The organism is Halorubrum sp. CGM4_25_10-8A (genome assembly GCF_005435025.1).
Taxonomy (GTDB): domain Archaea; phylum Halobacteriota; class Halobacteria; order Halobacteriales; family Haloferacaceae; genus Halorubrum; species Halorubrum ezzemoulense.
Window position 1 is genome coordinate 1 of record NZ_SGTX01000024.1, and the last position, 22,156, is coordinate 22,156.

General features: G+C 68.4%; 20 protein-coding genes, 1 other RNA gene and 1 pseudogene. 18 read left to right on the forward strand and 4 right to left on the reverse strand.

The genetic code is table 11. The features are described from left to right. The 6 genes from EXE52_RS16440 to flaJ all read left to right on the forward strand — a co-directional run. On the forward strand, positions 1-1,722 hold a 1,722-nt coding region (locus EXE52_RS16440), incomplete at its 5' end, for a FlaD/FlaE family flagellar protein (protein ID WP_137703903.1). After that, entirely contained in the window at positions 1,712-2,185 is a 474-nt protein-coding gene (locus EXE52_RS16445) for a flagellin (protein WP_049930115.1), read from the forward strand. The genes EXE52_RS16440 and EXE52_RS16445, both read left to right, overlap by 11 nt. Beyond that, entirely contained in the window at positions 2,186-2,677 is a 492-nt protein-coding gene (locus tag EXE52_RS16450; RefSeq protein WP_049930117.1) for a flagellar protein G, read from the forward strand. A gap of 1 nt (position 2,678) precedes the next feature. Continuing rightward, complete coding sequence (locus EXE52_RS16455) at positions 2,679-3,428, forward strand: ATPase domain-containing protein (protein WP_049930118.1); 750 nt, start codon at positions 2,679-2,681, stop codon at positions 3,426-3,428. 71 nt (positions 3,429-3,499) lie between these two features. Continuing rightward, on the forward strand, positions 3,500-5,173 hold the full coding sequence (locus EXE52_RS16460) for a type II/IV secretion system ATPase subunit (RefSeq protein ID WP_049930119.1): 1,674 nt from the start codon (positions 3,500-3,502) through the stop codon (positions 5,171-5,173). 69 nt (positions 5,174-5,242) lie between these two features. After that, positions 5,243-6,979 (forward strand): archaellar assembly protein FlaJ, encoded by a 1,737-nt coding sequence (flaJ, locus tag EXE52_RS16465; protein ID WP_049930120.1) that lies wholly within the window; start codon positions 5,243-5,245, stop codon positions 6,977-6,979. A 30-nt stretch (positions 6,980-7,009) separates the two neighbouring features. Here flaJ and EXE52_RS16470 read toward each other — a convergent pair whose 3' ends face one another. Beyond that, entirely contained in the window at positions 7,010-7,948 is a 939-nt protein-coding gene (locus EXE52_RS16470; protein ID WP_137703904.1) for an NAD(P)-dependent oxidoreductase, read from the reverse strand. Positions 7,949-8,080: 132 nt separating this feature from the next. Here EXE52_RS16470 and htpX point away from each other — a divergent pair, with 132 nt between their 5' ends. Then, positions 8,081-8,953, forward strand: a complete 873-nt coding sequence (htpX, locus tag EXE52_RS16475; protein ID WP_049930122.1) for a zinc metalloprotease HtpX — start codon at positions 8,081-8,083, stop codon at positions 8,951-8,953. 331 nt (positions 8,954-9,284) lie between these two features. Here the strand turns inward: htpX and rnpB are convergent. After that, positions 9,285-9,637, reverse strand: an RNA gene (rnpB, locus tag EXE52_RS16480) — RNase P RNA component. Between the two features lie 151 nt (positions 9,638-9,788). On the opposite strand from rnpB, the gene EXE52_RS16485 reads away from it, so the two are divergent. From EXE52_RS16485 to EXE52_RS19060, 3 genes are all read left to right on the forward strand, one after another. After that, positions 9,789-10,391, forward strand: coding sequence for a TIGR00296 family protein (locus EXE52_RS16485; protein ID WP_049930123.1), 603 nt, complete (start codon positions 9,789-9,791; stop codon positions 10,389-10,391). Positions 10,392-10,658: 267 nt separating this feature from the next. Continuing rightward, positions 10,659-11,495 carry a hypothetical protein gene (locus EXE52_RS16490; RefSeq protein WP_089308383.1) on the forward strand — a complete coding sequence of 279 codons (837 nt, stop codon included), beginning with the start codon at positions 10,659-10,661 and terminating at the stop codon, positions 11,493-11,495. A gap of 2 nt (positions 11,496-11,497) precedes the next feature. Then, positions 11,498-11,629, forward strand: a complete 132-nt coding sequence (locus tag EXE52_RS19060; protein ID WP_255375963.1) for a hypothetical protein — start codon at positions 11,498-11,500, stop codon at positions 11,627-11,629. Between the two features lie 48 nt (positions 11,630-11,677). Here the strand turns inward: EXE52_RS19060 and EXE52_RS16495 are convergent, their stop codons facing one another. Then, a complete protein-coding gene (locus EXE52_RS16495; protein ID WP_089308382.1) occupies positions 11,678-12,838 on the reverse strand; it encodes a nicotinate phosphoribosyltransferase in 1,161 nt (386 codons plus the stop codon). Positions 12,839-13,299: 461 nt separating this feature from the next. On the opposite strand from EXE52_RS16495, the pseudogene EXE52_RS16500 reads away from it, so the two are divergent. Further along, a pseudogene (locus EXE52_RS16500) lies at positions 13,300-14,513 on the forward strand (RNA-guided endonuclease InsQ/TnpB family protein). A 45-nt stretch (positions 14,514-14,558) separates the two neighbouring features. Here the strand turns inward: EXE52_RS16500 and EXE52_RS16505 are convergent. Beyond that, complete coding sequence (locus EXE52_RS16505; RefSeq protein WP_089308381.1) at positions 14,559-16,409, reverse strand: Hvo_1808 family surface protein; 1,851 nt, start codon at positions 16,407-16,409, stop codon at positions 14,559-14,561. Positions 16,410-16,556: 147 nt separating this feature from the next. Here EXE52_RS16505 and EXE52_RS16510 point away from each other — a divergent pair, with 147 nt between their 5' ends. The 7 genes from EXE52_RS16510 to phnD all read left to right on the forward strand — a co-directional run bounded on the left by EXE52_RS16510 (position 16,557) and on the right by phnD (position 22,154). Continuing rightward, positions 16,557-17,135, forward strand: coding sequence for a cysteine hydrolase family protein (locus EXE52_RS16510; protein ID WP_089308380.1), 579 nt, complete (start codon positions 16,557-16,559; stop codon positions 17,133-17,135). A 103-nt stretch (positions 17,136-17,238) separates the two neighbouring features. Then, entirely contained in the window at positions 17,239-17,799 is a 561-nt protein-coding gene (locus EXE52_RS16515; RefSeq protein WP_089308379.1) for a hypothetical protein, read from the forward strand. Positions 17,800-17,894: 95 nt separating this feature from the next. Then, positions 17,895-18,026, forward strand: coding sequence for an HVO_2523 family zinc finger protein (locus EXE52_RS19065; RefSeq protein WP_254921840.1), 132 nt, complete (start codon positions 17,895-17,897; stop codon positions 18,024-18,026). 159 nt (positions 18,027-18,185) lie between these two features. Continuing rightward, entirely contained in the window at positions 18,186-19,151 is a 966-nt protein-coding gene (locus EXE52_RS16520) for a phytoene/squalene synthase family protein (protein WP_086220654.1), read from the forward strand. Positions 19,152-19,157: 6 nt separating this feature from the next. Then, the gene (locus tag EXE52_RS16525; protein ID WP_049930132.1) at positions 19,158-19,367 is read left to right on the forward strand and encodes a hypothetical protein; all 210 of its coding nucleotides are present in this window, start codon (positions 19,158-19,160) and stop codon (positions 19,365-19,367) included. A 91-nt stretch (positions 19,368-19,458) separates the two neighbouring features. Next, positions 19,459-20,736, forward strand: coding sequence for a histidinol dehydrogenase (hisD, locus tag EXE52_RS16530; RefSeq protein ID WP_089308378.1), 1,278 nt, complete (start codon positions 19,459-19,461; stop codon positions 20,734-20,736). Between the two features lie 215 nt (positions 20,737-20,951). After that, positions 20,952-22,154 (forward strand): phosphate/phosphite/phosphonate ABC transporter substrate-binding protein, encoded by a 1,203-nt coding sequence (phnD, locus tag EXE52_RS16535; protein ID WP_089308377.1) that lies wholly within the window; start codon positions 20,952-20,954, stop codon positions 22,152-22,154. Positions 22,155-22,156: the final 2 nt, after the last annotated feature.

Below are 22,156 nucleotides of genomic sequence, written 5' to 3' on the forward strand. Positions count from 1 at the left end.
GGTGGCGGCGGTGGCGGCGGCATGGGCGGTGATGGCGACGGCTTCGACGACTTTGACGGCATGGACGAGTGGGACGACGAGTTCGACGACAGCGGCGGCGGCGGAGGCGGCGGTGGCGCGGCCACCGACGAGCTCGAAAACCGGCTCGACGAGCTCGAAAACGAGGTCGCGTCGCTCTCCTCGACCGTCTCAACGGTTCGCTCGGAGAACGAGGAGATCTCGAACGCTGTCGACGACATTCAGGAGGATGTCCGCAACCTCCTCGACATCTACGAGATGGTCACCCGCGGCATCAACCCCTTCGTCGACGACTCCGGCGGCTTCGACAGCGTCGCCGGCGGCGGCGAGGGCTCGTTCGGCATCTTCGACGATGAAGACGGCGGCGAGGAGGAGGATCTTGACGAGGACGTCGCGAACGCCGACGCGGACGGGTTCTTCGACGACGACCTCCTCGACGAGGAAGCGGGCGCGGAGGCGGACGAGTTCGATGACCTCGACGATGACGTCGACGACGGCGGGTTCGATGACCTCGACGATAACGTTGACGACGGCGGGTTCGACGACCTCGACGATGACGTCGACGACGGCGGGTTCGATGACCTCGACGATGACTTCGAGGAACTGGATGACGACAGCACGGACGACGCCGCGTCCGAGACCGAAACGGCGGACGAGGAAGACGATATGAATGACGACGGAAAGAGCTTCAGCGAACTGAAAGAGGAGTACGACTCCGGGGAGGCCGACTGGGCCGAAGAGGGCGACGACGCCGCGGACGAGGACCCGTTCGACGACGGGGACGACTCGTTCGACAACCCCGGCGACGAAACGGACTCGTTCGACGACGGGGCCGCGGACGACGGGTTCGGTGACGACCTCGGCGGAGACGACCTCGGGGCCGAGACCGGCGGCGACGACTTCGGCGAACCGGCGGACCCCGAACCGGCGCGAGGCGCCGAACCGGATCCCGCCCCCGGCCGTCGACCCGGCGGCGACCCCGCTGAGGCGTCCGGCGGCTTCGAGTACGTCGGTGAGGACGACCTCTCGGGGAGCGGCAACCGCGGCAAGCCATACCTCACCGAACTCCCGGGCGACTACGTCGGGGACCTCCTCGTGATGGAGTGGCTGGAGTTCCTCGTCTCCGAGAGCGATGTCACCGACGCGGTGCGCGCCATCAACTACTACGAGCGGATCGAGTGGATCGGCCCCGACGCCGCGGCGCGGCTCCGGGACTTCCTCTCCGGGTTCGGCACGATCGACCGCAACCTCGTCGACCGTCCGGGCACCGACCGGCTCGTCCGAGAACACCACACCCGCAGCCTCCGGTACGTGACCCAGCTCAACGGCACCAGCAGCCACACGGTCCTCCTCGACCGCTGGGACGACCTCGCCGGCGGCTCGATCGTTGGCGGCGGGCCGGTCCGAGGCCGCCGCGGCGGTCGCGCCGACCCGGCCCGCGGCGACCGCCGCGACCGCTCGGCCCCGAAGCGGAACGGGCACGAGCCGTCCGGTCGCCGAGAGGCCCCGGATGAGCGCGAGCGACGCACGAACGGCGCGGATCACGGTACGAACGGCGCGGACCGCGACGGCGGGGCGAACAGCGGCGACGCTCCCCGCGACGACCGGCGCGAGCGGAACGGTTCCACGCGACCGATGAACGACCCGAATCCCCGTTCTGACCGCGCCGATCCGGCCGACGGAGGGTGGGGAGATGGGCGTTAGCGTCTCCGCGTCTACGGCCATCATCGTCGCGGGGCTGTTCTTCGCGTTCACGACGTTCTACCCTGTGGCGTCCAACGGGATCGAGCGAGTCTCCGACGCGCAACACGGCGTCAACGAGCGCGCGCTCGAACGGCAGAACACCGACTTCTCCGTGACGAGCGCGACGTTCAACGCGACGACCGGCGAGCTCACTGTCAACGCCACCAACGAGGGCTCGATCGGACTCGTCGCCGACGACGCGACGCTCCTAGTCGGCAACGAGTACGTCGACGTCGGGGGTTCGAACGCTGCCACGACCGTCGACGGCGACGCCGACACCGCGCTCTGGCTGGGCGACGAGACGCTGTCGGTGACGGTCGGCGGCACCGTGGAGACCGACATCGTCGGCGGCGAGACCCGCGTGGTCCTCGTCGTCGAGTCCGGTGTCCGCGACGCCGCGACCGTGACGGAGGTGAGTGCGTAGATGGCCAGCGTCCCCGTCTCGCACCTCATCCTGTTCATCGCCAGCTTGGTGATCGCCGCTGGCGTCGTCGGCACGATCACGACGGGCGTCGACCGCGTGAGCGCCGCCGTCGACGACGCGGGGCTCGACGCGACCGAGCAGCTCCGGACCGACGTGACGATCATCTCCGACCCGAGCGCGGGGGTGTACAACGCGGCCGAGGGCAACGTGACGCTGCTGATAAAGAACACCGGCACCTATCGGCTCGCGCCCGACGGGTCGGACCTCGACGTCGTCTTTGACGGCGGGTACGTGCGGCCAAGCGAGCTCTCCGGCACGCTGGTCTCCGCCGACGGCGCGAACGCGTGGAGCCGCGGCGACGTGCTCCGGCTCACGATCAGCGTAAACGACATCGATGGCGTGAACGGCGGGCTCGTCGACGGCGACCACCGGGTGTTCATCACCGTCAATGGGGACGAGGAGCTATTCCAGTTCCGCGTGGGGGGTAACTGAGATGCCCCACGACAACCTTCTCTCGCTCGGCCTCGGCGAGCGCGACCGACTCAACAAGGAGCTCGGCGGTGGCATCCCCCGCGGGAGCATCGTCCTCATGGAGGGCGACTACGGGGCCGGGAAAAGCGCCATCTCTCAGCGGTTCGCCTACGGGCTCGTCGAGGAGGGCGCTTCGGTGACGATGATGTCGACGGAGCTCACCGTCCGCGGGTTCATCGACCAGATGCACTCGCTGGAGTACGACATGGTGAAGCCGCTCCTCCAAGAGGAGCTGCTCTTCCTCCACGCCGACTTCGACTCCGGCGGCGCGTTCTCCGACGGCGACGGCGAGCGCAAGGAGCTGCTCAAGCGGCTGATGGAAGCGGAGGCGATGTGGAACTCCGACGTCGTCTTCCTCGACACGTTCGACGCCATCTTCCGCAACGACCCAACGTTCGAGGCGCTCGTTCGGAAGAACGAGGAGCGGCAGGCCGCCCTCGAGATCATCTCCTTCTTCCGTGAGATCATCTCGCAGGGAAAGGTGGTGGTGCTCACTGTCGACCCTTCAGCGGTCGACGACGAGGCGATCGGCCCGTTCCGCTCCATCGCCGACGTGTTCCTCGAACTGGAGATGATCGAGGTCGGCAACGACATCCGCCGGCAGATCAACGTGAAGCGGTTCGCGGGCATGGGCGAACAGGTCGGCGACACGATCGGGTTCTCGGTGCGTTCCGGAACCGGAATCGTCATTGAGAGCCGCAGCGTCGCCTAACACATGGCCCGCAGACGCACAGCCGGTCCGCGCGCGCGGACTGCGACCACCGCGACGACCGAGCGTGGGACATGACCGAACACGGCACCGCCAAACCGTCCGACGAGCTCCGGAAGGCCGCGATGCGGCGGCCGCACCTCCGGGAGCACCTCCGGGAGTTCAAACAGATCACCGGGGAGTTCCCGCAGTTCATCGAGGAGCCGAAAGACGAGTACGAGTCCAACCGGCCGAACGTCATCTATCCGGTCGGCGGCCCCATCTACAGCCACATCTACGGCGACCTTGGGCAGGACACGAAGTACTACGCCATCGAGCCGGAGCTCTCCGGCTCGCAGGCCGAGATCCTCAACGAGGTGAAAAACCGGCTCCTCACCGTGAGCGGTCAACACACCGCTCCGGACAACGAGGCCGAGTACGACGACCTCATCGAGGAGCTGTTAGAGGAGGTCACGCACATCGACGAGCAGAACGGCGGACTCCGCGGGAACCTCTCGAAGGTCCTCAACATGGGGAAACTCTCGGTCACGGAGGAGACCTACGAGAACATCCGATACCGGCTTAACCGCGACATCGTCGGGCTCGGCCCCCTCGAACCGATCATGCGCGACCCGGCCAACGAGGACATTCACGTCATCGGCCCCAAGGAGTGTCACGTCGACCACGGAACCTTCGGGATGCTGGAGACGACCGTCGACTTCGGTACCCCCGAGGAGTTCGACAACTGGCTGCGGAACATGGGCGAGCGGATGGGCGACCCCCTCTCCGACTCCGATCCGATCGTCGACTCCACGCTGCCCGACGGCTCGCGTATCAACATCATCTACTCCGACGACGTCTCGCTGAAGGGGTCCTCGCTCACGATCCGGCAGGGCGACGAGGTGCCCCTGTCGATCAATCAGATCACGAACTGGGGAACGCTCTCGCCGCAGTTGGCGGCGTACCTCTGGCTCTGCCTAGAGAACGAGCAGACGGTATTCGTGGTCGGGGAGACGGCGTCCGGGAAGACGACGACGCTGAACGCCATCCTCTCGTACATCCCGGACGACTCGAAGATATACACCGCGGAGGACACCGCGGAGGTCATCCCGCCGCACAGCACGTGGCAGCAGCTGTTGACCCGTGAGGGCGGCGCCGAGGGATCCACCGACGTGGATATGTTCGATCTGGTCGCCGCGGCGTTGCGGTCGCGCCCCGACTACATCATCGTGGGCGAGGTCCGGGGCGCCGAGGGGCGCATGGCGTTCCAGGCGGCCCAGACCGGCCACCCCGTGATGCTGACGTTCCACGCGTCCGACATCGTCTCGATGATCCAGCGGTTCACCTCTGAGCCGATCAACGTCCCGGAGACGTTCATGGACAACGCCGACGTGGCGCTGTTCCAGAACCGCGTGAAGCAGGGCGACCAAGTCCTGCGCCGCGTGACGAGCGTCCAGGAGATCGAGGGGTACTCCAAGGAGATGGAGGGGGTCGTCACCCGCGAGGTGTTCAGCTGGGACCCCGTCGAAGACGAGATCGTCTTCCAGGGGATGAACAACTCCTACGTGTTAGAAGACCAGATCGCGACGCTGCTCGGCTACGCCGACACCCGCGACATCTACGACGACCTGGAGTTCCGCGCGGAGCTCATCGAGCGGATGATTCAGGAGGGCATTCTGGGCTACCACGAGGTGAACGACGCGATCAACTCCTTCCAGCGCGACGGCGTCGAGGGGCTCCCCTTCGAGATGCACCGGAACACGATGTGACGATGCCCGGGGACACGTGACGATGCTCGGTGACGAACCGCCCGCGAGGGCGCCGGAGGGACGCTGACGATGGCGGTGAAACAGGTGGGCGACGGGCTCGCGACGGCCGCCCAACTGACCTCCGAGGTCATGGAGTCGTACGAGCAGCTCGACATCTCCAAGGGGAAGTACGTCGGGCTCGTGCTGTTCCCGGCCGTGCTCGTCTTCCTCGCGAGCGTCGTCGGCTTGGTCGCGCTGCCGCTCCCCTTCGCCGCCCGGGTCCCGATCCCGATGTTCGGCGGGCTCATCCTGTTCGCGGCGGTGATCTACCCGAAGATCTACCTCTCCAGTCTGGAGACGAAGATCGACAACCAACTACATCTCGTGATGACGCACATGACGGTGCTGTCGACGACGAACATCGACCGGATGGAGGTGTTCCGGACGCTGGCGAAAGAGGAGGAGTACGGCGTCGCCGCCGAGGAGATCGGCCGCGTCGTCCACCTCGTCGACACGTGGAACCAGAGCCTCGACGACGCGTGTCGGCGTCGGGCTCAGGAGGTCCCCTCCGACGCGATGGCCGACTTCTTCGACCGCCTCGGCTACACCATGGGCGCGGGGCAGTCGCTGGAGGAGTTCCTCGTCTCTGAGCAGGACGTCATGCTGGCACAGTACGAGACCCGCTACGAGTCTGCGCTCTCGAACTTGGAGGTGATGAAGGACCTGTACATGTCGATGATCCTCTCGATGACGTTCGCCCTCGTGTTCGCGGTCGTCCTCCCGATCCTCACCGGTAACGACCCGACCGCGACTGTCGCGGCCGTCATCGTGCTGTTCGTCTTCGTCCAGCTCGGCTTCTACGCGATGATTCGCGCCACGTCGCCGTACGACCCGATCTGGTACCACCCCGACGAGCGCTCCCCGGGCGACCTGAAGCTGTGGGGGTCGCTGATCGGCGGCGGCGCGCTCTCGTTCCTCCTCATCGGGATCACGGCCGCCGGGATGTTCGGGTACGGGCCCGGGCTTCCCGGTCTCCTCTTCTTCCTCGACGACGTGCGGCTGCCGCTGTACCTCGCGGTCCCCATCTCGCCGCTGATCATCACCGGGGTCGTCCTTCGGAGCGAGGAGCAGGCGATCACCGCCCGCGACGGCGAGTTCCCGTCGTTCGTGCGCGCGCTGGGCGCGACCGAGAGCGCGAAGCAGTCGACGACCACCGACGTGCTGACGACGCTGCGCGACAAGAACTTCGGGGAGCTCTCGGAGTCGATCGAGCGGCTCTACCGCCGGCTCAACATGCGAATCAGCACCGAGGGCGCGTGGCGGGCGTTCACGCGAGACACGCGCTCGTACCTCATCCAGAAGTTCTCCGAGATGTACCTCGTGGGCCGGCGGATGGGCGGGGACCCGAAGATGCTCGGCGAGCTGATTTCGAAGAACATGAACGCCGTCAACCAGCTGCGCGAGCAGCGCCGGCAGGCGGCGATGACGTTCATCGGACTGCTGTACGGGATCACCGCGGCCGCGACGTTCGCCTTCTTCATCGGGCTGGAGATCGTTGCGATTCTCGCGGACTTGACCGCCGACTTCGGGCTCGACCAGATGGACATCGGGCAGATCGTCTACCCCGGCGCCTACGACATCCCGCTCATCGAGTACCTCCTCCTCACCGTCGTGCTGTTCAACGCGGCGCTCTCCTCGCAGATGATCCGCCGGATCGACGGCGGGAACCCCGCGAACGGCTACATCCACTTCGTGCTCCTGACGTGGCTCGGCTCCGTGACCGCCATCGCGACGCGGACCCTCGTCAACGCGATCCTGTCGATCTGACCGGAAATCGGTCGCTGTCGCCCGGCCGAGTCACCCCTCGAACAGTGCCGGCTCGGTGACCGCCTCGTCGGCCGCGTCGCGCCACGACCGCGACGGCGTCCACCCGAACAGCTGCTCCGCCTTCGCGACCGCGTACGCGCCGCGGTCGTCGTCCTCCGCGAGCGCGCTCCCGTCGACCGCGCAGTCGTCGGAAACCTCGCCGTACGACTCGCGCAGGAGTTCGAGCAGGGGGCGACCGAGCGCGTTGTCGGCCGCGACGCAGTTGATCGCCTCGTGGGTGCCGAGCGCGACGGCCGAGTCGTCGCCGAGGAGGTCCGCGAGCGCGGCCGCGACGAGGTCGGCGACGTCGCGGACGTCGACGTACGACCAGAAGTTGCCCGCGCCCGCCTCGAGGTCGGCCACGTACTCGTCCGCGCGGCAGGCGTAGTCGCCGGGGTACTGGATCCACGAGGGGCGGACGGAGACCGCCGACACGCCGTGGCGGCGCGCGACCGCGCCCGCCGCGGCCTCCGCGGTCACCTTCGAGAGCCCGTACGGGTCCTCCGGGCGGAGCGGGTGCCCCTCGGTGACCGGCAACTCATCCGGGAACGGCGTCGGCTCGGCGAAGAAGAAGCCGTACGCGCCGTCGCTGGAGGCCTGAACGACCGGCGCGCCCGCTCGCCCGGCGGCGTCGAGGACGTGCTTCGCGGCGAGCGCGTTCGTCTCGAACACCCGCCCCTCGGGGTGGGTTCCGGCCACGGGGATCGCCGCCCAGTGGACGACGGCGTCCGGGTCGACGGCAGCGACGACGTCGAGCGCCTGCTCGCGCTCGGCGAGGTCGGCCGCGCGGAACGAGACGTTCGAGGCGAGGTTGACGCCGAGGCCCGGGTGGTCGTAGTCGACGACGACGACCTCGTAATCGCCCGCGAGCCGGTCGACGACCCAGCGCCCGGAGGCGCCGCGGCCGCCGGTGACGAGAACGGTGTCCATGCCTCGCCGTCGCGGTCGCGGGGCAAAAACGCAGCGTTGCGCCGAAAACCGCACCGCCGCGGGCGGGCGCCTCAGGGTCGCATCGTCCCCGGCTCCGGCAGGCTTTAACGCGCCGAGCGGTAATCTTGGGGTATGGACTGGAAGACAGACTGGGGGCTCCGTGGACGAATGGGGTTCACGATGTTCCTCCTCTTCGCCCTCTACGTCGTGTTCATCGGCGTCCTGATTGAGGTGTTCAACGTCGGGATCATCTTCACGCTCGCGATGTTCGGCGCGTTCTCGCTCGCGCAGTACTTCTTCAGTGACAAGCTCGCGCTCCGGAGCATGGGCGCCCGCGAGGTCGACCCGGACGAGTACCCGGACCTCCACCGCCGGATCGAGCGCCTGAGCCAGCAGGCCGACCTGCCGAAGCCAACCGTCGCGGTCGCGAACACCCGCGTCCCGAACGCGTTCGCGACCGGCCGGAACAAGAAGAACGCCACCGTCGCGGTGACGACCGGACTGTTGGAGAGCCTCGACGAGGACGAGCTCGACGGCGTGCTCGCCCACGAGCTCGCCCACGTCAAGAACCGCGACGTGATGGTGATGACCATCGCGTCGTTCCTCTCCACTATCGCCTTCTTCATCGTGCGGTGGGGGTGGCTGCTCGGCGGCGACAACCGGCAGGGAGCGCCCGTCATCGTGGCCATCGTCGCGTCGCTTCTGGTGTGGGTGATCTCGTTCCTGCTCATCCGCGCGCTCTCGCGGTACCGCGAGTACTCCGCCGACCGCGGTGCGGCGCTCATCACCGGGAAGCCCGGAGCGCTCGCCTCGGCGCTGATGACGATCGACGGGCGGATGGACCGGGTGCCCGAGGAGGACCTCCGCGAGGAGGCGGAGATGAACGCGTTCTTCATCATCCCGATCAAGGCCGGTTTCGTCGGCAAGATCGCCTCCACGCACCCCTCAACGGAGAACCGAATCGAGAAGCTCCGCGAGCTCGAAAAGGAAATGGAAACGGCCTGAGACGGGTTCGGATCGCGATTTTTGCTCGGTCGTGTATACGTCGTTGAGAGCGGATCAACGGCGAACGCTCTCGAAGTCCCGGCAGCTCACTTAGAAACCGCTGAGAGTGGGTCGACGACGAACACCCCCGAAGCCCCGCCCGACCGTGACCACATCCTCACGCCTCCCCAGCCTCGTCGCTAGCGCCCTCCGCTTCGCTCCGGGCCCAGCGACTCCCTCGCGCGTGCTCCTCACGGCCGCCGCTTCGCTCCGGCCGCTCGCAGGCACGCGCCACCGACTCGTTCACTTCTCGATGATCGCGGAAGGATCGCACCGCTGGTCGGTGTGAGCGGACTGAGGGGAGTAAGCCCCCTTCGGTTCGTCCCGACATTCGGCTGAGCGTCCGCGCCGCGGCCGGACTACCTTGTGGCGCGGACTTGCACCGGCGAGGATTCGCCGTTCCATCCGTTCCCGCCCGTCTCGGACGCGGCGGAGCCACGTACGACGTGGGAAACCCACTTACCCTCTCCGGGTTAACTCCCTTCCCTTTCGGGTCGGTTCGCGCGGATCATCGGTCGGGGCGGGGGGTGTCGTTGCTGTTCCAGAGCCAGCCGTCTCCGACTCCGGGCGTGTGCCCGGTCGCCTGTCCGGCCGGTGGGGGGACTTTCCTCATGCCGGAGGCACGGGAGTCGGGCTCCCTCTGTCCATTCTCCCGTTTCGCCCGCCGGCGAATAAGCGGATCGGTCGGGCGCGTCCGCCGGGCGGAATCTGCGGGGTCCGGTGGAGACGCCGCGAACGCCGCGAGCGCGGTGCCACAAGGGAAGCGTTCAAGTCGCCAGCAACGTAATGGACTCTCATGTCTGAGGCTCAGACCGTTCAGCTGTCGTACGACGACGGTGCACGAGCGGTCGAACTCGCGCGGGAGGCGGTGGAGTCGTTCGTTCGACACGGGCAACGCGAACAGCCCGGAAGCATGCGCGAGGCGTTCTACGCCCGCACCGGCGCTTTCGTTCGGCTCCAGTCGACTCGGGGGCGGGGCCGTCTCCGCGGTTGCGCCGGCGCGCGGGACACTTCCGACCAGCTCGGGCACGCCATCGTCGAGGCCGCCATCAAGGCCGCCTCGGGCGACTCCTGCGGCTCCGAGGTGGAGCCGAAGGAACTCGACAACATCACCGTCTCGGTGTTCGTCGTCTCGAACACCGTCCTCACCAACGATCCCGCTGAGGACCTCGAGATCGGCACCCACGGCGTCTCCGTCGACAGCGGTAACGCCCACGGCTGGCTCTATCCGACGGTCCCCGTCGAGAACGGCTGGTCGGCCGCGGAGTTCCTCTCGCGAACCTGCCGGAAGGCGAAGCTCTCGCCTACCGCCTGGCAGGAGGAAGACACGATGGTGACGCTCATCGAGGGCCAGGTGTTCCGAGAGCGCGCCGACGGCGGCGCGGTCGAGGAGCTGTAGGCCGACCCGCTCGCGCCGGGACATCGCTCGTCCCCGTCCCCGTCGTCTCGCAAACCATTCTTTCCCGCTCGACGCATCCCGCTGAGCCGCGGCGCCCTCTCACTCGTGGTCTGTCGCTCCCTCGCGTCTCGACCGCCGAGCGCAGATCGGCGCCCGCGCTCCGACGGTCCCGCGAACCGGTGGCTTTTTGATGTTTTAGGCTAGCCTAATCTCTATGACTCACACGGTCAACGCAGACGGTCGACCGCCCGAGGGCGGTGATCCGCGGTGACCGTCGAGACGCACGTCGACCGCGCCCGGGACCGGGTGGCGGCCGAACGCGACGCCACGGCGGACGAGCGACGAGCGTACGAGCGGTTCCGATCGGCTCTCGCCTCGATCCCGACCGCCTCGGCGCCGACCGGCGCCGGCGGCGGGGGCGCCGGTTTCGGGAACGGCACCGGCGGCGGGTCGGGACCGAGCGCCGGCGGCGTCCGCGCCATCGCCGGCGCGACGAACGCGGCGTCGACCGACGGCTGTCGCCGGGTCCGCGAGGCGTTCGCCGAGACGATGCGGCCCCACAGCGTGCCCGACGGTTCCGACGGCGAACCGCTGCTCGCGACCGTCCGCGAGGAACTGGGCGACGCCGTCGCGGTCGCGCTCTCGCCGAAGACGGACCACGATTTCACCCGCCCGGTCGCGTCGGCGATAGCGTCCGCCGTCGACGACCGGCTCGCGGAGCTCGCCGTGTTCGACCGGACCCTCGAACGCGAGGCGGCGTCGCTCCGGTCCGCCGGCGAGACGGTCCGTGAGACCACCGACTGGCTGTCGACCGCGGACGAGACGCCCCTCTCCGCGCTCGGGTTCGACGCCCTGCGTCGCCGCCACGAGGCGCTCGGCGAGCGGATCGAGGCCTGCGAGGCGCTACTGGCGGAGCGGCAGGCCGACCTCGATCGGACCGCCAGCCGCGGCGCCGCGGTCGGCGTCCGACAGCGATCGACCGTCGCGTACCTGTACGACGACTTCACGGTGTCGTACCCCGTCCTCTCGACCGTCGCGCGCCTCGTCGAGACGCTCCGCGAGTGCCGGCGGGCGGTCCGCGACCACCTCGTCCGGAGGGCGTAACCGTGTCCGACTCACCGCGCCGCGTCCGAGCCCGCGGCTGGGCGTGGGCCTGTCTCGGCCTGTTCGGCGACCCGGACGGCGCCGACTCGGGCGCCACCGGACCGGACGACGACGCGCCGGACGACTCCGGGTGACGCGCGGCCCGAGCCGGTCTCTCCGACCGCGCCCCGCCGTGCGACAAACTACTCGTTGTCCCCGTACCCCACCGCCTCCGCGTCCGCGAGCGCCCGCTCCGTCGACGCCGACAGGTCGAGGGCCTCGTCGGCGACGACCTCGCCGTCGCGGATCACGGGCTCCATGAGCGAGTCGGCGCCGTCCGGGCCAGAGCGCCCCGCGAGCCCGACCGCGTGGGCGCCGTCTTCGGTGCGGTAGACGGACTTCGCGCCCGAGAGTTTCCCGCGCTTGGCCGCCGGCTCGCCGTCGACGGCGACGAGGTCGAGCGCGAAGTCGACCGGGTCCGCGTTGGAGACGTACCCGCCGACGCCGAACCCGTCGGCGAGGTCGCGCAGGTCTCGGAGGTCCGCGGGGCCGAGCCCGCCGGAGACGTACACGTCCACGTCCCCGTGGCCCCGGGCCTCGAGTTCCCACTGGACCTCGCGGACGATGTGTCGGAAGTCGCCGCGCCGGGACCCGGTCGTGTCGAGCCGGACGCCGTCGAGGTCGTCGCCGAGCGTCTCGACCGCGCGGAGGACCTCGTCGACCTCGTCGGAGTAGGTGTCACACAGCGCGATCCGGGGCGCGTCCCCCGGCACGCCATCGTCGTAGGCGCGCCACGCGGCCTCCTGCTCGCCGCGGCCGAAGCAGATGGCGAGCGCGTGGGGCATCGTCCCGGACGCCTCGCGGCCGAGCAGCTCGCCGGCCGCGACGTGCGAGAACCCGTCGAAGCCGCCGACGAGCGCGGACCGCTCGACCACCGCGGCCATCGCTGGGTGGACGTGGCGCGCGCCGAACGAGAGCACCGAGGAGTCCGGCGCGGCGAGCCGACAGTCGAGCGCCGCCGTCGCCATCCCGGACGCGTGCGAGAGGAAGCCGAGCAGCGACGTCTCCAGCCGCGCGAACGCCGCGTACGGCCCCTCGATCCGCATCACCGGCCCGCCGTCGAACAGCCGCCCCTCCGGGATCGCGTCGACGTCGACGCCGCGGCCGGCCAGCAGCTCGACGGCGTCGCCGAGGCCGGCGAACAGCTCGAACTCCCCGTCCGGGAACTGGTCCGCGGTCACCTCGGCGACGACGCGCGGGTTCCGCCCCGCCGCCTCCAGCGCCGCCTCGGTCCGCTCGAAGTACGCGTCGGTCGCGCGGCCCTCCCGGATCGCGGCCGCGTCGACGATGTCGAACTCGCTCATGCTCGACGGTTCGGGCGCGGAGACGAAAAGCCACCGTGTCGCGGCGAGCGCGCGATGATCCCGGGCGGATCAGTTCACAGATCGGCAAGGCGGATGCCCTGACTCTTGAGGTCTGTCTCTTACCCACAAGTTCACCGAGTCCCAAACAAACGTTTCAGACGCTGTCGAACCATATCTATTCTCGAGAGATCGAGGAGGGGAGTGATTCGGGCGGTGATATCGGCAGTGGGGGGTTGTTGGATGTGGTAAACAAGATCAGCAAAATCGTCTCATAGAAGTGTTAAGTCTGCAGATATCGAGGCTTCGGTCGGATTCATTGACCGCAACAACGACTCGATTTGTGGGTAAGAGACAGCCCTTGAGGTCGGGGAGGAAGCCGACAGCAGATAGCACAAACCACGCCACGATGGTAGGCTGACTCCCAATCCTGTAAATAACATCAGCCATATGTGTGAAACACAGTGGAATACCGTCGCACCGCCGTCATTAAGCTCGACACTCCCGAAGGGGCCGACTCGCTCCTCCAAGAGACGGTCGAGCAGTTCAAACACTGCGCCAACACCGCGAGCGACTGGTGCTGGCACGGCAACGACGGGTACCACGTCACCTCAAAAAAGCCGAACGTGCTCTCTACGACAAGCTCCGTGACGAAACGGACCTCACCGCAAATCTCGTCCAGAAAGGGATTCGCAGAGCGGTCGAAGCCGTCAAAAGCGGCGTCGAACGGCTCAAACGTGAAGAAAGCACGTCGCAACCGTACTTCTCGGCAGACAGCGCGGTGTACGACAAACGAAGTGCAACGTTCCACCGCGACCACGTATCCTTATCGACCGTTGACGGGCGTGTTGAGTGCGACTACATCCTTCCCGACAGCTCTGAGACGCCGCCAACGAAGTACGTCTCGGACGGGGACTTCGAGTTTCGGATGGCGCACTTACAGTACCGCGACGGTGACTGGTATCTCCACGCCTCGATGCGAAAGGTCGAAGCAGACGAGGGATCGTCCGAATCTGAGTCCAAGCACAGAACAGTCCTTGGTGTGGATTTGGGCGTGAACAACCTCGCCGTTGCTTCAACCGGGCGATTCTGGTCGGCAGACAAGTTCAACCACTGGCGTCGAGAATACGAAAACCGTCGTGGATCACTCCAGCAATGTGGTTCCCGTTATGCCCACGAGAATATCGAATCAGTCGGGCAGAAAGAGGACGGGCGATTCGAGACACACTTACACACTGTGGCGAACGAGATCATCGAGGAGGCCATCAAGAGCGGCTGCTCGCACATCGTGTTCGAGGACTTGACCCACATTCGGGAGAATATTCCCGAGGCGGCGTGGCAACACGTCTGGGCGTTTCGACGCCTCTACGAGTACGTCGAATACAAGTCCGAAGAACATGGCATCGAAGTCGTACAAGTTGACCCGCGTAACACGTCAAAGCGGTGCTCGACGTGTGGGTTTACCCACGACGACAACCGCGACGGCGAGTCGTTCGAGTGTCAGAAGTGTGGGTACGAGAATCACGCAGACTACAACGCTGCGAAGAACATTGGTTTACAGTATCTCCGTCGTCGGCAAAATGCAGACGATGGAGGCGCACCCGTAGATGTGCGCTTGAATCGCGGGGCGCTGAACGTGAGCGGGAAGTACGTTTCCCCTGCCTCTGCTGAGGCATAGAACGGGAGTCCACGCGAAAGCCTCGGGGCTTGACCCCGAGGCGATTTACGTGGATCGCCGTGTGAACAGCCCGAGCGCCGCCATAACGGAGACGAGCGTCGCCGCGACCCCGAATCCGGGAGTGCTGCCGGCGGTGTCGCTACTCTCGTTCCCGTCGTCGCTCTCGTTCGCCCTGTCGGCGCCGTCAGTTCCGTCTCCGCTCTCGTTCCCGTCGTCGCTCTCGTTCGCCCTGTCGCCGCTCTCGTTCCCGTCGTCGCTCCCGTTCGCCCCGTCGGCGCCGTCAGTTCCGTCGCTCACGTCGCCGTCGTCGCCGCTGTCGCTCCCGCCGTCACCGCCGTCGGCCCCGTCGCCCGCGTCCGGGAGCGCGAGGTCGGCGTCCGGCCGGAGTTCGAGGACGCCCGCCGGCGAGGGCGCGTGGGTGATCGTCACGCTCGTCCCGTCACGCTCGACGCCGTACGCGCCGGGGAAGTCGCTCTCCTCGCCGATCTCGTACACGGTCCCCTCGGCGTAGTCGCCGTCGCCGTGCGCGGTCAGCATCCGCACGTAGGCGTCGCGGAACGCCGCGGCGTCGCCCTCGGTTTGCCACTCGGTCGCCCAGACGTAGCCGTCACGCTCGCCGTTCCGGTAGGGGTACAGCTCGTCGCCGGCCCACCCCTCGGTCACGGGGTGCGCGTAGTTGTACAGTCCCCGGGTTTGGAGCTCCGCGTCGGTCCGGAAGTGGACGTTGTAGTTCTCCGCGGGGGACCGGTCCGGCTCGAGCACCGAATACTCGTATCCGCCGTCGAACCGCACCCCGGCGCTCTGGTACCAGAACATCACGAACATCGACGCCTCGCCCGCTGTCTCCGCGCCGTCGACCCCCTGGTCCGCGTACGTCTCCCACCCGCCGGTCGCGGCGTCCTCGAAGCTCACGCTGCGCTCCTCGTAGTCGGGGTCCCGGTGGATGACCTCCGCCGTCGACGCCGGCGGGTCGTTCATCGTCTCGTTGACGGCGGCCCAGCCCCCCTCGTCGCGCAGCTCGCGGACGTACAGCGCGCCGTCGCCGTACGGCTGGAGGACGGTCTGGAGAATGCCGAAGTTGAAGTCGGGCACGTCGCCGCCGCCCCCGCCGCTCTCGGGCGGCTCGGCGCAGGTCCAGTTGTCGGCGCAGCGGGCGGCGTACCGCTCCTCGACGTGGACCGCCTCCCCCTCGACGATCCCGTCGACCGCGAGGTCGCCGTCCTGCGTCGCGCCGACGTAGCGCGGGTCGGTGAGGTCGTGGTACTGGTCTTGCATCGCGTGGAGGAGCTCGTGCGCCAGCGTGGAGGGGTCGATATCCGGCGACTCCCCGTCGGGGACGACGATGACGATCTGGTCCGCCGTCGGCGAGTAGAAGCCAGAGACCGCGCCGCCGAACACCGAGTCGATCTCGCTGTTGGCGTTCGCGTCGTCGCCGACGACGAACAGCGCCTCCCACACCTGGTCGTTCCAGCGCCGGAACGCCTCGGAGCCGTTCCCGCTCGCCGTGTCGTTGAGGTACTCGCTCCGGGAGACCGTCTCGACCGGCACGTCCTCCCGGAATGGGCGCTGACGGACGTGTTCGACGCGCGCCATCGTCAGGTCCGTCAGCGCCGCCAACTGCGTCTCGTTGAGTCCGTCGGTCTCCGCGAAGTCGACCGACTCCTCGTAGTGGGTCCCGTTCCAACAGCCCACCAGTTCGGTGCCGTCACCAGGACCGCACTCCTCGGCCGACGCGGAGGGCACGGCGTCGGACGTCACGGGGCCGTTCCCGGCCGACTCGGCGGGGACCGCGCCGGCGTCGGGGGCGGCGGCGACGCCGGCGGTGAAGGCGACACACAGGACGGCGACCGCGGCAACGATCGCGGCCGCGGTCGAGGGGCTGAGAACCCGTCGCATACGAGATTTATCGGCCGCCCCGGTAAGTAGTTTGTCGGTTCCTTCGGCGCCGCGGCCGGCGGATTTTTTCCTGCCGTGTCGGCGGATCGCCGCGCGGACCTCGCGGAACGGACGACGGTTTTTGCCCCCTGCGCGCTAACCGCCGGTATGGCGTTCGATCCGACAGCAACCGCGGTGGTCGTCGTCGACATGCAAAACGGGTTCTGTCACCCCGACGGGAGCCTCTACGCCGAGCCGAGCGAGGCGGCGGTCGAGCCGGTGACGGCGCTCGTCGACCGCGCCCGGGAGGCCGGTGCGAGCGTGGTCTACACCCGCGACGTCCACCCGCCCGAGCAGTTCGACGAGACCCACTACTACGACGAGTTCGACCGGTGGGGCGAACACGTCGTCGAGGGGTCGTGGGACGCCGAACTCGTCGCCGACCTCGACGTGCGCGACGACGACCACGTCGTCGAGAAGCACACCTACGACGCCTTCTACCGGACGGACTTGGAGGGGTACCTCGACGCGCACGGCATCGACGACCTGCTGATCTGCGGCACGCTCGCGAACGTCTGCGTCCTCCACACGGCCGGGAGCGCGGGCCTCCGAGACTACCGCCCGGTCGTCGTCGAGGACGCGCTCGGCTACATCACCGAGGACCACCGCGAGTACGCGGTCGACCACGCCGAGTGGCTGTTCGGCGAGACGGCGACCCGCGACGAGGTCGCCTTCGCCGCCGAGTAACCGGCGGCGAGCGTTCCGGATGTCGAACGTTCCGGATTTCCGCAATTATCGCGCGCGGAAATCGGCGTGTAATCCTTTTCACCGCTCGCCGAAACCGCAGGGTATGGACATCTCTCGACGGGGCGTGCTCGGCGGCCTCGGCGCGGTCTGTGCGGTCGGCGCCGTCGGCTTCGCGGGCGCGACGGCGGTGACGGACGGCGAGGCGGCCGGCGGCATCGGCGGCGACGGTCCGGGACCGACGGGCGGCGCGTCCGCCGACGGAGGGGGCGGGTCCGGTCCCTCGTCGGCCGGCGTCGATCCCGACGCGCCGTTCGTCGCGCGGGTGACCGGCGACGACGGGACCGACGCGCTGCTGTTCGACGCGAGCGACCTCGACCGCGTCAAGGGCGTCTTCTCCCAAGACGGCGAGTACCTCGTCCAGGTCGTGCTCTCCGAGGCGGGGATCGAGTCGTTCCGGAGCCGCCTCGACGAGGCGGGGGCGACCGACGACCCGGCGGCGTTCGTGGTGTCGATGACGCTCGACGGGACCGAGGTGCGGCGCGTCGAACTCGACGGGGAGACGGTGGGGGCGCTCACCGGCTCCGAGTGGGGGGGCGTGTTAACCCTCCCGTTCGGCGAGGAGACGGTCGCTCGCTCGGTGTACGACCGACTGGCGGACGAGTAACTCGCTTCCGGGGCGCCCTCGACGACTGACTGGTCAGGTATCTCGACGCGGTGAACGGTGGATAGGGTTTTGCCTCTCGACCGCGTGTGTCCGCCGTGAGCGATGCCCCCGCGGACGACGGCGGTCGCCCGTGTCCGGTCTGCGAGACCCCGATGTACCACCGGCACTGTAAGTACGTCTGTCCGGCGCACGGCGTCGTCTACGACTGTAGCGACACGTTCTACTGAGCCGTCGGTCGCGCCGCGCGCCGCGTCGATCGCCGGCACGGCCGGGGTCGATCGGCACCCGAACTGTGTCGTGCGAACTGTTATGTTCTTGGAGGCCGACCTTTCTTTTATGATGGGCGACCCGTACATGACCCTCCTTGCCGACCCACCGAGGTCAGCATGGTAGAGCAAAAGCAGGTTGCCCGGAGCAAGCGGATCCAGCGCCGCACCGGGAAGACCTTCCACGTCGCCACCCGGCTACTGCCGCAGCGGATTCGTCACCCGACGTACGTGCTGTACGGATTCTTCCGGATCGCCGACGAGGTCGTCGACGCCGAAGACACGGCGCCGCCCGCCGAGCAGCGGGCCGAACTCGACCGGCTCCGGGCGGCCGCGCTCGGCGAGGAGCCGACCGACGACCCCGTGTTGGAGGCGTTCTCCGAGGTGCGCGAGCGGAACGGCATCGCCGACGCGGACGTTCACTCGTTCGTGGACGCGATGGAGAGCGACATCGACACCGACCGCTACGAAACCTACGCGGACCTAGAGGCGTACATGGACGGCTCCGCCGCCGCCGTCGGGCGGATGATGACGTCGATCATGGACCTCGATCCGGAGGAGGAGGCCGAGGCGCTCCCGCACGCCACGAAGCTCGGCGAGGCGTTCCAGATGACGAACTTCCTCCGGGACGTCCGCGAGGACGTCGTCGAGCGCGACCGGATCTACCTCCCCCTAGAGACCCTGCGGCGCCACGGCGTGAGCGAGCAGCAGATCCTCGACTTGGAGTTCGACGAGGATGTCGCGGCTGCGATCCGCGAGGAGATGGCCCGCACGGAGCGCCTCTACGAGGAGGGCGTCGCGGGGATCAAGTACCTCCCCGAGGACTGCCAGCTCGCGGTGCTGCTCGCGGCGGTGCTGTACGTCGACCACCACCGCCTCATCCGGAACCTCGGGTACGACACCGTCTCGACGACCCCGGAGCTGTCGCTCACCCGGAAGCTGTCGCTGCTGGTCCGCACCCGCTGGAAGTGGCAGTGGAACCGCGACCCCGAGGCGGTGTTCTACGACATGTGTACCGATTTCGACCCCAGCCGCGAGTCCCACGGCCACGGACCCCACGGCACGGGCGTTCCCCAGACGGACTGAACGCCCGTGGACCGCTCCCGGTTCGTCGCCCTCGCGTTCGCCGCGTTCGGTCTCGTGTTCGTCTCCTTCCTCATCCGCGGCACGACCCGACTGGTGGCGCCCTACGGGGTCGCCGTCGCCGCGTCGGCGCCCGTCCTCTTCGCGGCGGCCGGGCTGCTCGCCGGTCTCGTCGTCCTCGCCCTCCTCGATCTGACGGGTATCCGCCCGCTAACGTGAGCGGCGACGGCCCGCCTCGTCCGGTCGGCCGTGGCACCGCCAGCGCCGCCCGAGTCGGAACGCCCTTGCCGCGCCGACCCCCACGAAGCGTATGGACGTACGAACCGTCGCGGACCTCTCGCCGGTCGAGCGCCGCGCCTTCTTCGAGCGCGACGCCGGCGTCGAGGGGGTCCGCGAAGACGTGCGGGAGATCGTCGAGCGGGTCCGCGAGGAGGGCGACGTCGCGGTCCGCGAGTTCGCCGAGGAGTTCGACGGGGTCGCCGTCGGCAACATCGACGTGACGGACGACGCGGCGCGGGCGCACGACGAGCTGGCCGACGCGGACGACCCGGTCCTCGACGCCGTCCGCGAGGCCGCGGCGAACGTCCGCGAGTTCCACGAGCGGCAGCGCCCGGAGGACTGGCGCGACGACTTCGGCGGCCGGGAGCTGGGGCGGCGGTTCCGTCCGATCGACCGGGTCGGCGTGTACGTGCCCGGCGGCGCGGCCGCGTACCCCTCCAGCGCGCTGATGGGGATCATCCCCGCGGTCGTCGCCGGCGTCGACCACGTCGCGGTCGCCACGCCGCCGGCGGCGGATCTGAACCCGGTCACCCTCGCGGCGATCCACGAGGCGGGGGCCGACGCGGTGTACCAGGTCGGCGGCGCGCAGGCTGTCGCCGCGCTCGCCTACGGCACGGAGACGGTGACGCGGGTCCAGAAGATTGTGGGCCCCGGGAACAAGTGGGTCACGGCCGCGAAGTCGATCGTCCAAGGCGACGCCGAAATCGACTTCCTCGCCGGCCCGAGCGAGGTGCTTGTCCTCGCGGACGAGACGGCGGACCCCGCCCTCGTGGCGGCCGACCTCGTCGCGCAGGCCGAACACGACCCGAACGCCTCCGTGGTCGCGGTCACGGACGACGCCGACCTCGCCGCGGCGGTCGCTGACGCGGTCGAGGCGCAGGCGGCCGAGCGTGAGCGCGAGGAGACGATCCGGGCCGCGCTCGACAACGAGGCCTCCGGCGTGCTCCACGCGCGGTCGATGCCCGAGGCCGTGCTGTTCGCCGAGGAGTACGCCGCCGAACACCTCTCGATCGTGGCCGACGACGACGAGGCGCTTCTCGACCGGATCACCAACGCCGGCTCCGTCTTCCTCGGCCCGCACTCGCCGGTCGCCGCGGGCGACTACGCGGCCGGGACGAACCACGTGCTGCCGACGAACGGCGGCGCGAAGCGCTACGGTGGGCTCTCCGTGGACACGTTCCTCCGGTCGTCGACGGTCCAGCGCCTCGACCGCGACGCACTCGATGACCTCTCGGAGACGATCACCTCCCTCGCCGAGGCGGAGGGGTTGGAGGCGCACGCGGAGAGCGTCCGGAAGCGGTTCCAGTGACTCGCCGTCCCGTCGCCTCCCCGCTCCCCGGCCCCGCCTGACCCGGAGAGGATGCCCCGCCTCCGGAGCGGTATATACCGTCATAGATCGATCCGAACGGGTACGGAGCGGCCCGTCCCCTCATGGTGTGTTCTGGCCCACCACGGAGCAGTCTAGACGGCCATATTCGGCTCATAGCAGGCTTCTTCGCCTTGAAAACACGTTTCCAATCCGTAATGGTGGAAGACATAACTCAACGGCGGGAATCGAGTTCACGGCGTAAGTTCATCCTGGCCGGCGGGGCGGTCGGGATCGCCGGTCTGGCAGGCTGTTCCGGCGGGAGCGGAGACGGCGAGGCCGGCGCGGGCCTCGATTCGGGCAGCGAGGACGGCGACGGCGGCGACGGCGGATCAAGCGACCCGATGCTCGCGGACGCCTCGGAGTTCGATCCCGCCGAGCCCGGCTGGGAGGAGAACAACTACCTGATGACGGCGGTCTCGGAGAACGACTACTTTCAGGGGAGCCAGACGGACCTGGAGAACATGCGGAACCAGGACGTCGACGAGATCGCTCACGGCGAGCCGCCGCGGGATCTGCCCGACGACGAGAGCGAATGGGTCGATCCCGACCCGCTCATCTTCGTGGACAAGCCCGGTGAGTCCGGCCAGTCGCAGTACCAGGATACCATCCAGCCGTTGCTGGACCGGCTCGAGGAGACGACGGGCCGGACGGTCGAGTGGCAGCCAGTCGACTCCAACGCGGCGACGGTCGAGTCGTTCCGGGCGGGGCGCGGACATCTGGGCGATATCTCGACCGGGACGTCCGCCTTCGGGGTCAACCTCGGCGGCGTCGTTCCGTTCGCGGTCCCGAGAAGTCCCTCCGGACAGTTCGGCTACCGGCTGCTGGCGATCACCCGCGACGACGAGCATGACATCCAGTCCGTCAACGACTTCGCGCGCGACGATGTCACAGTCACGCACTCCGAGCCGGCGTCGAACTCCGGCAACCAGGCGCCGTCGGCGCTGTTCGACCAGTTTTTCGACGTGACGGCCGGAGAGGACTACGAGAGGGAGTTCTCGGGCGGCCACGACCAGACCGCCCGCGGCATCGCGGCCGGCGACTACGACGCCGGGCCGATCTGTAGCACCTGCGTCGACGACCTCGTCCAGTCGACGGAGGACATCGACTACGACGACTTCAAAGTGGTCTGGGCGAGCAACCCGTTCCCGCCGGGTCCGATGGTCCACCGCTACGACCTTCACCCGGACATCGTCGAAGGGATCAAGGAGGCGACCATCGGGACCGACTGGACGGACACCGAGTACGCCGAAAACACCGGTGAGGCCGAGTACGTCGAAATCGACTACAAGAAGGTGTTCAACGACATCCTGATCATCCAGCGGTACAACGGCGTCGAGTACGAGAGCGGGAACCTGTAACG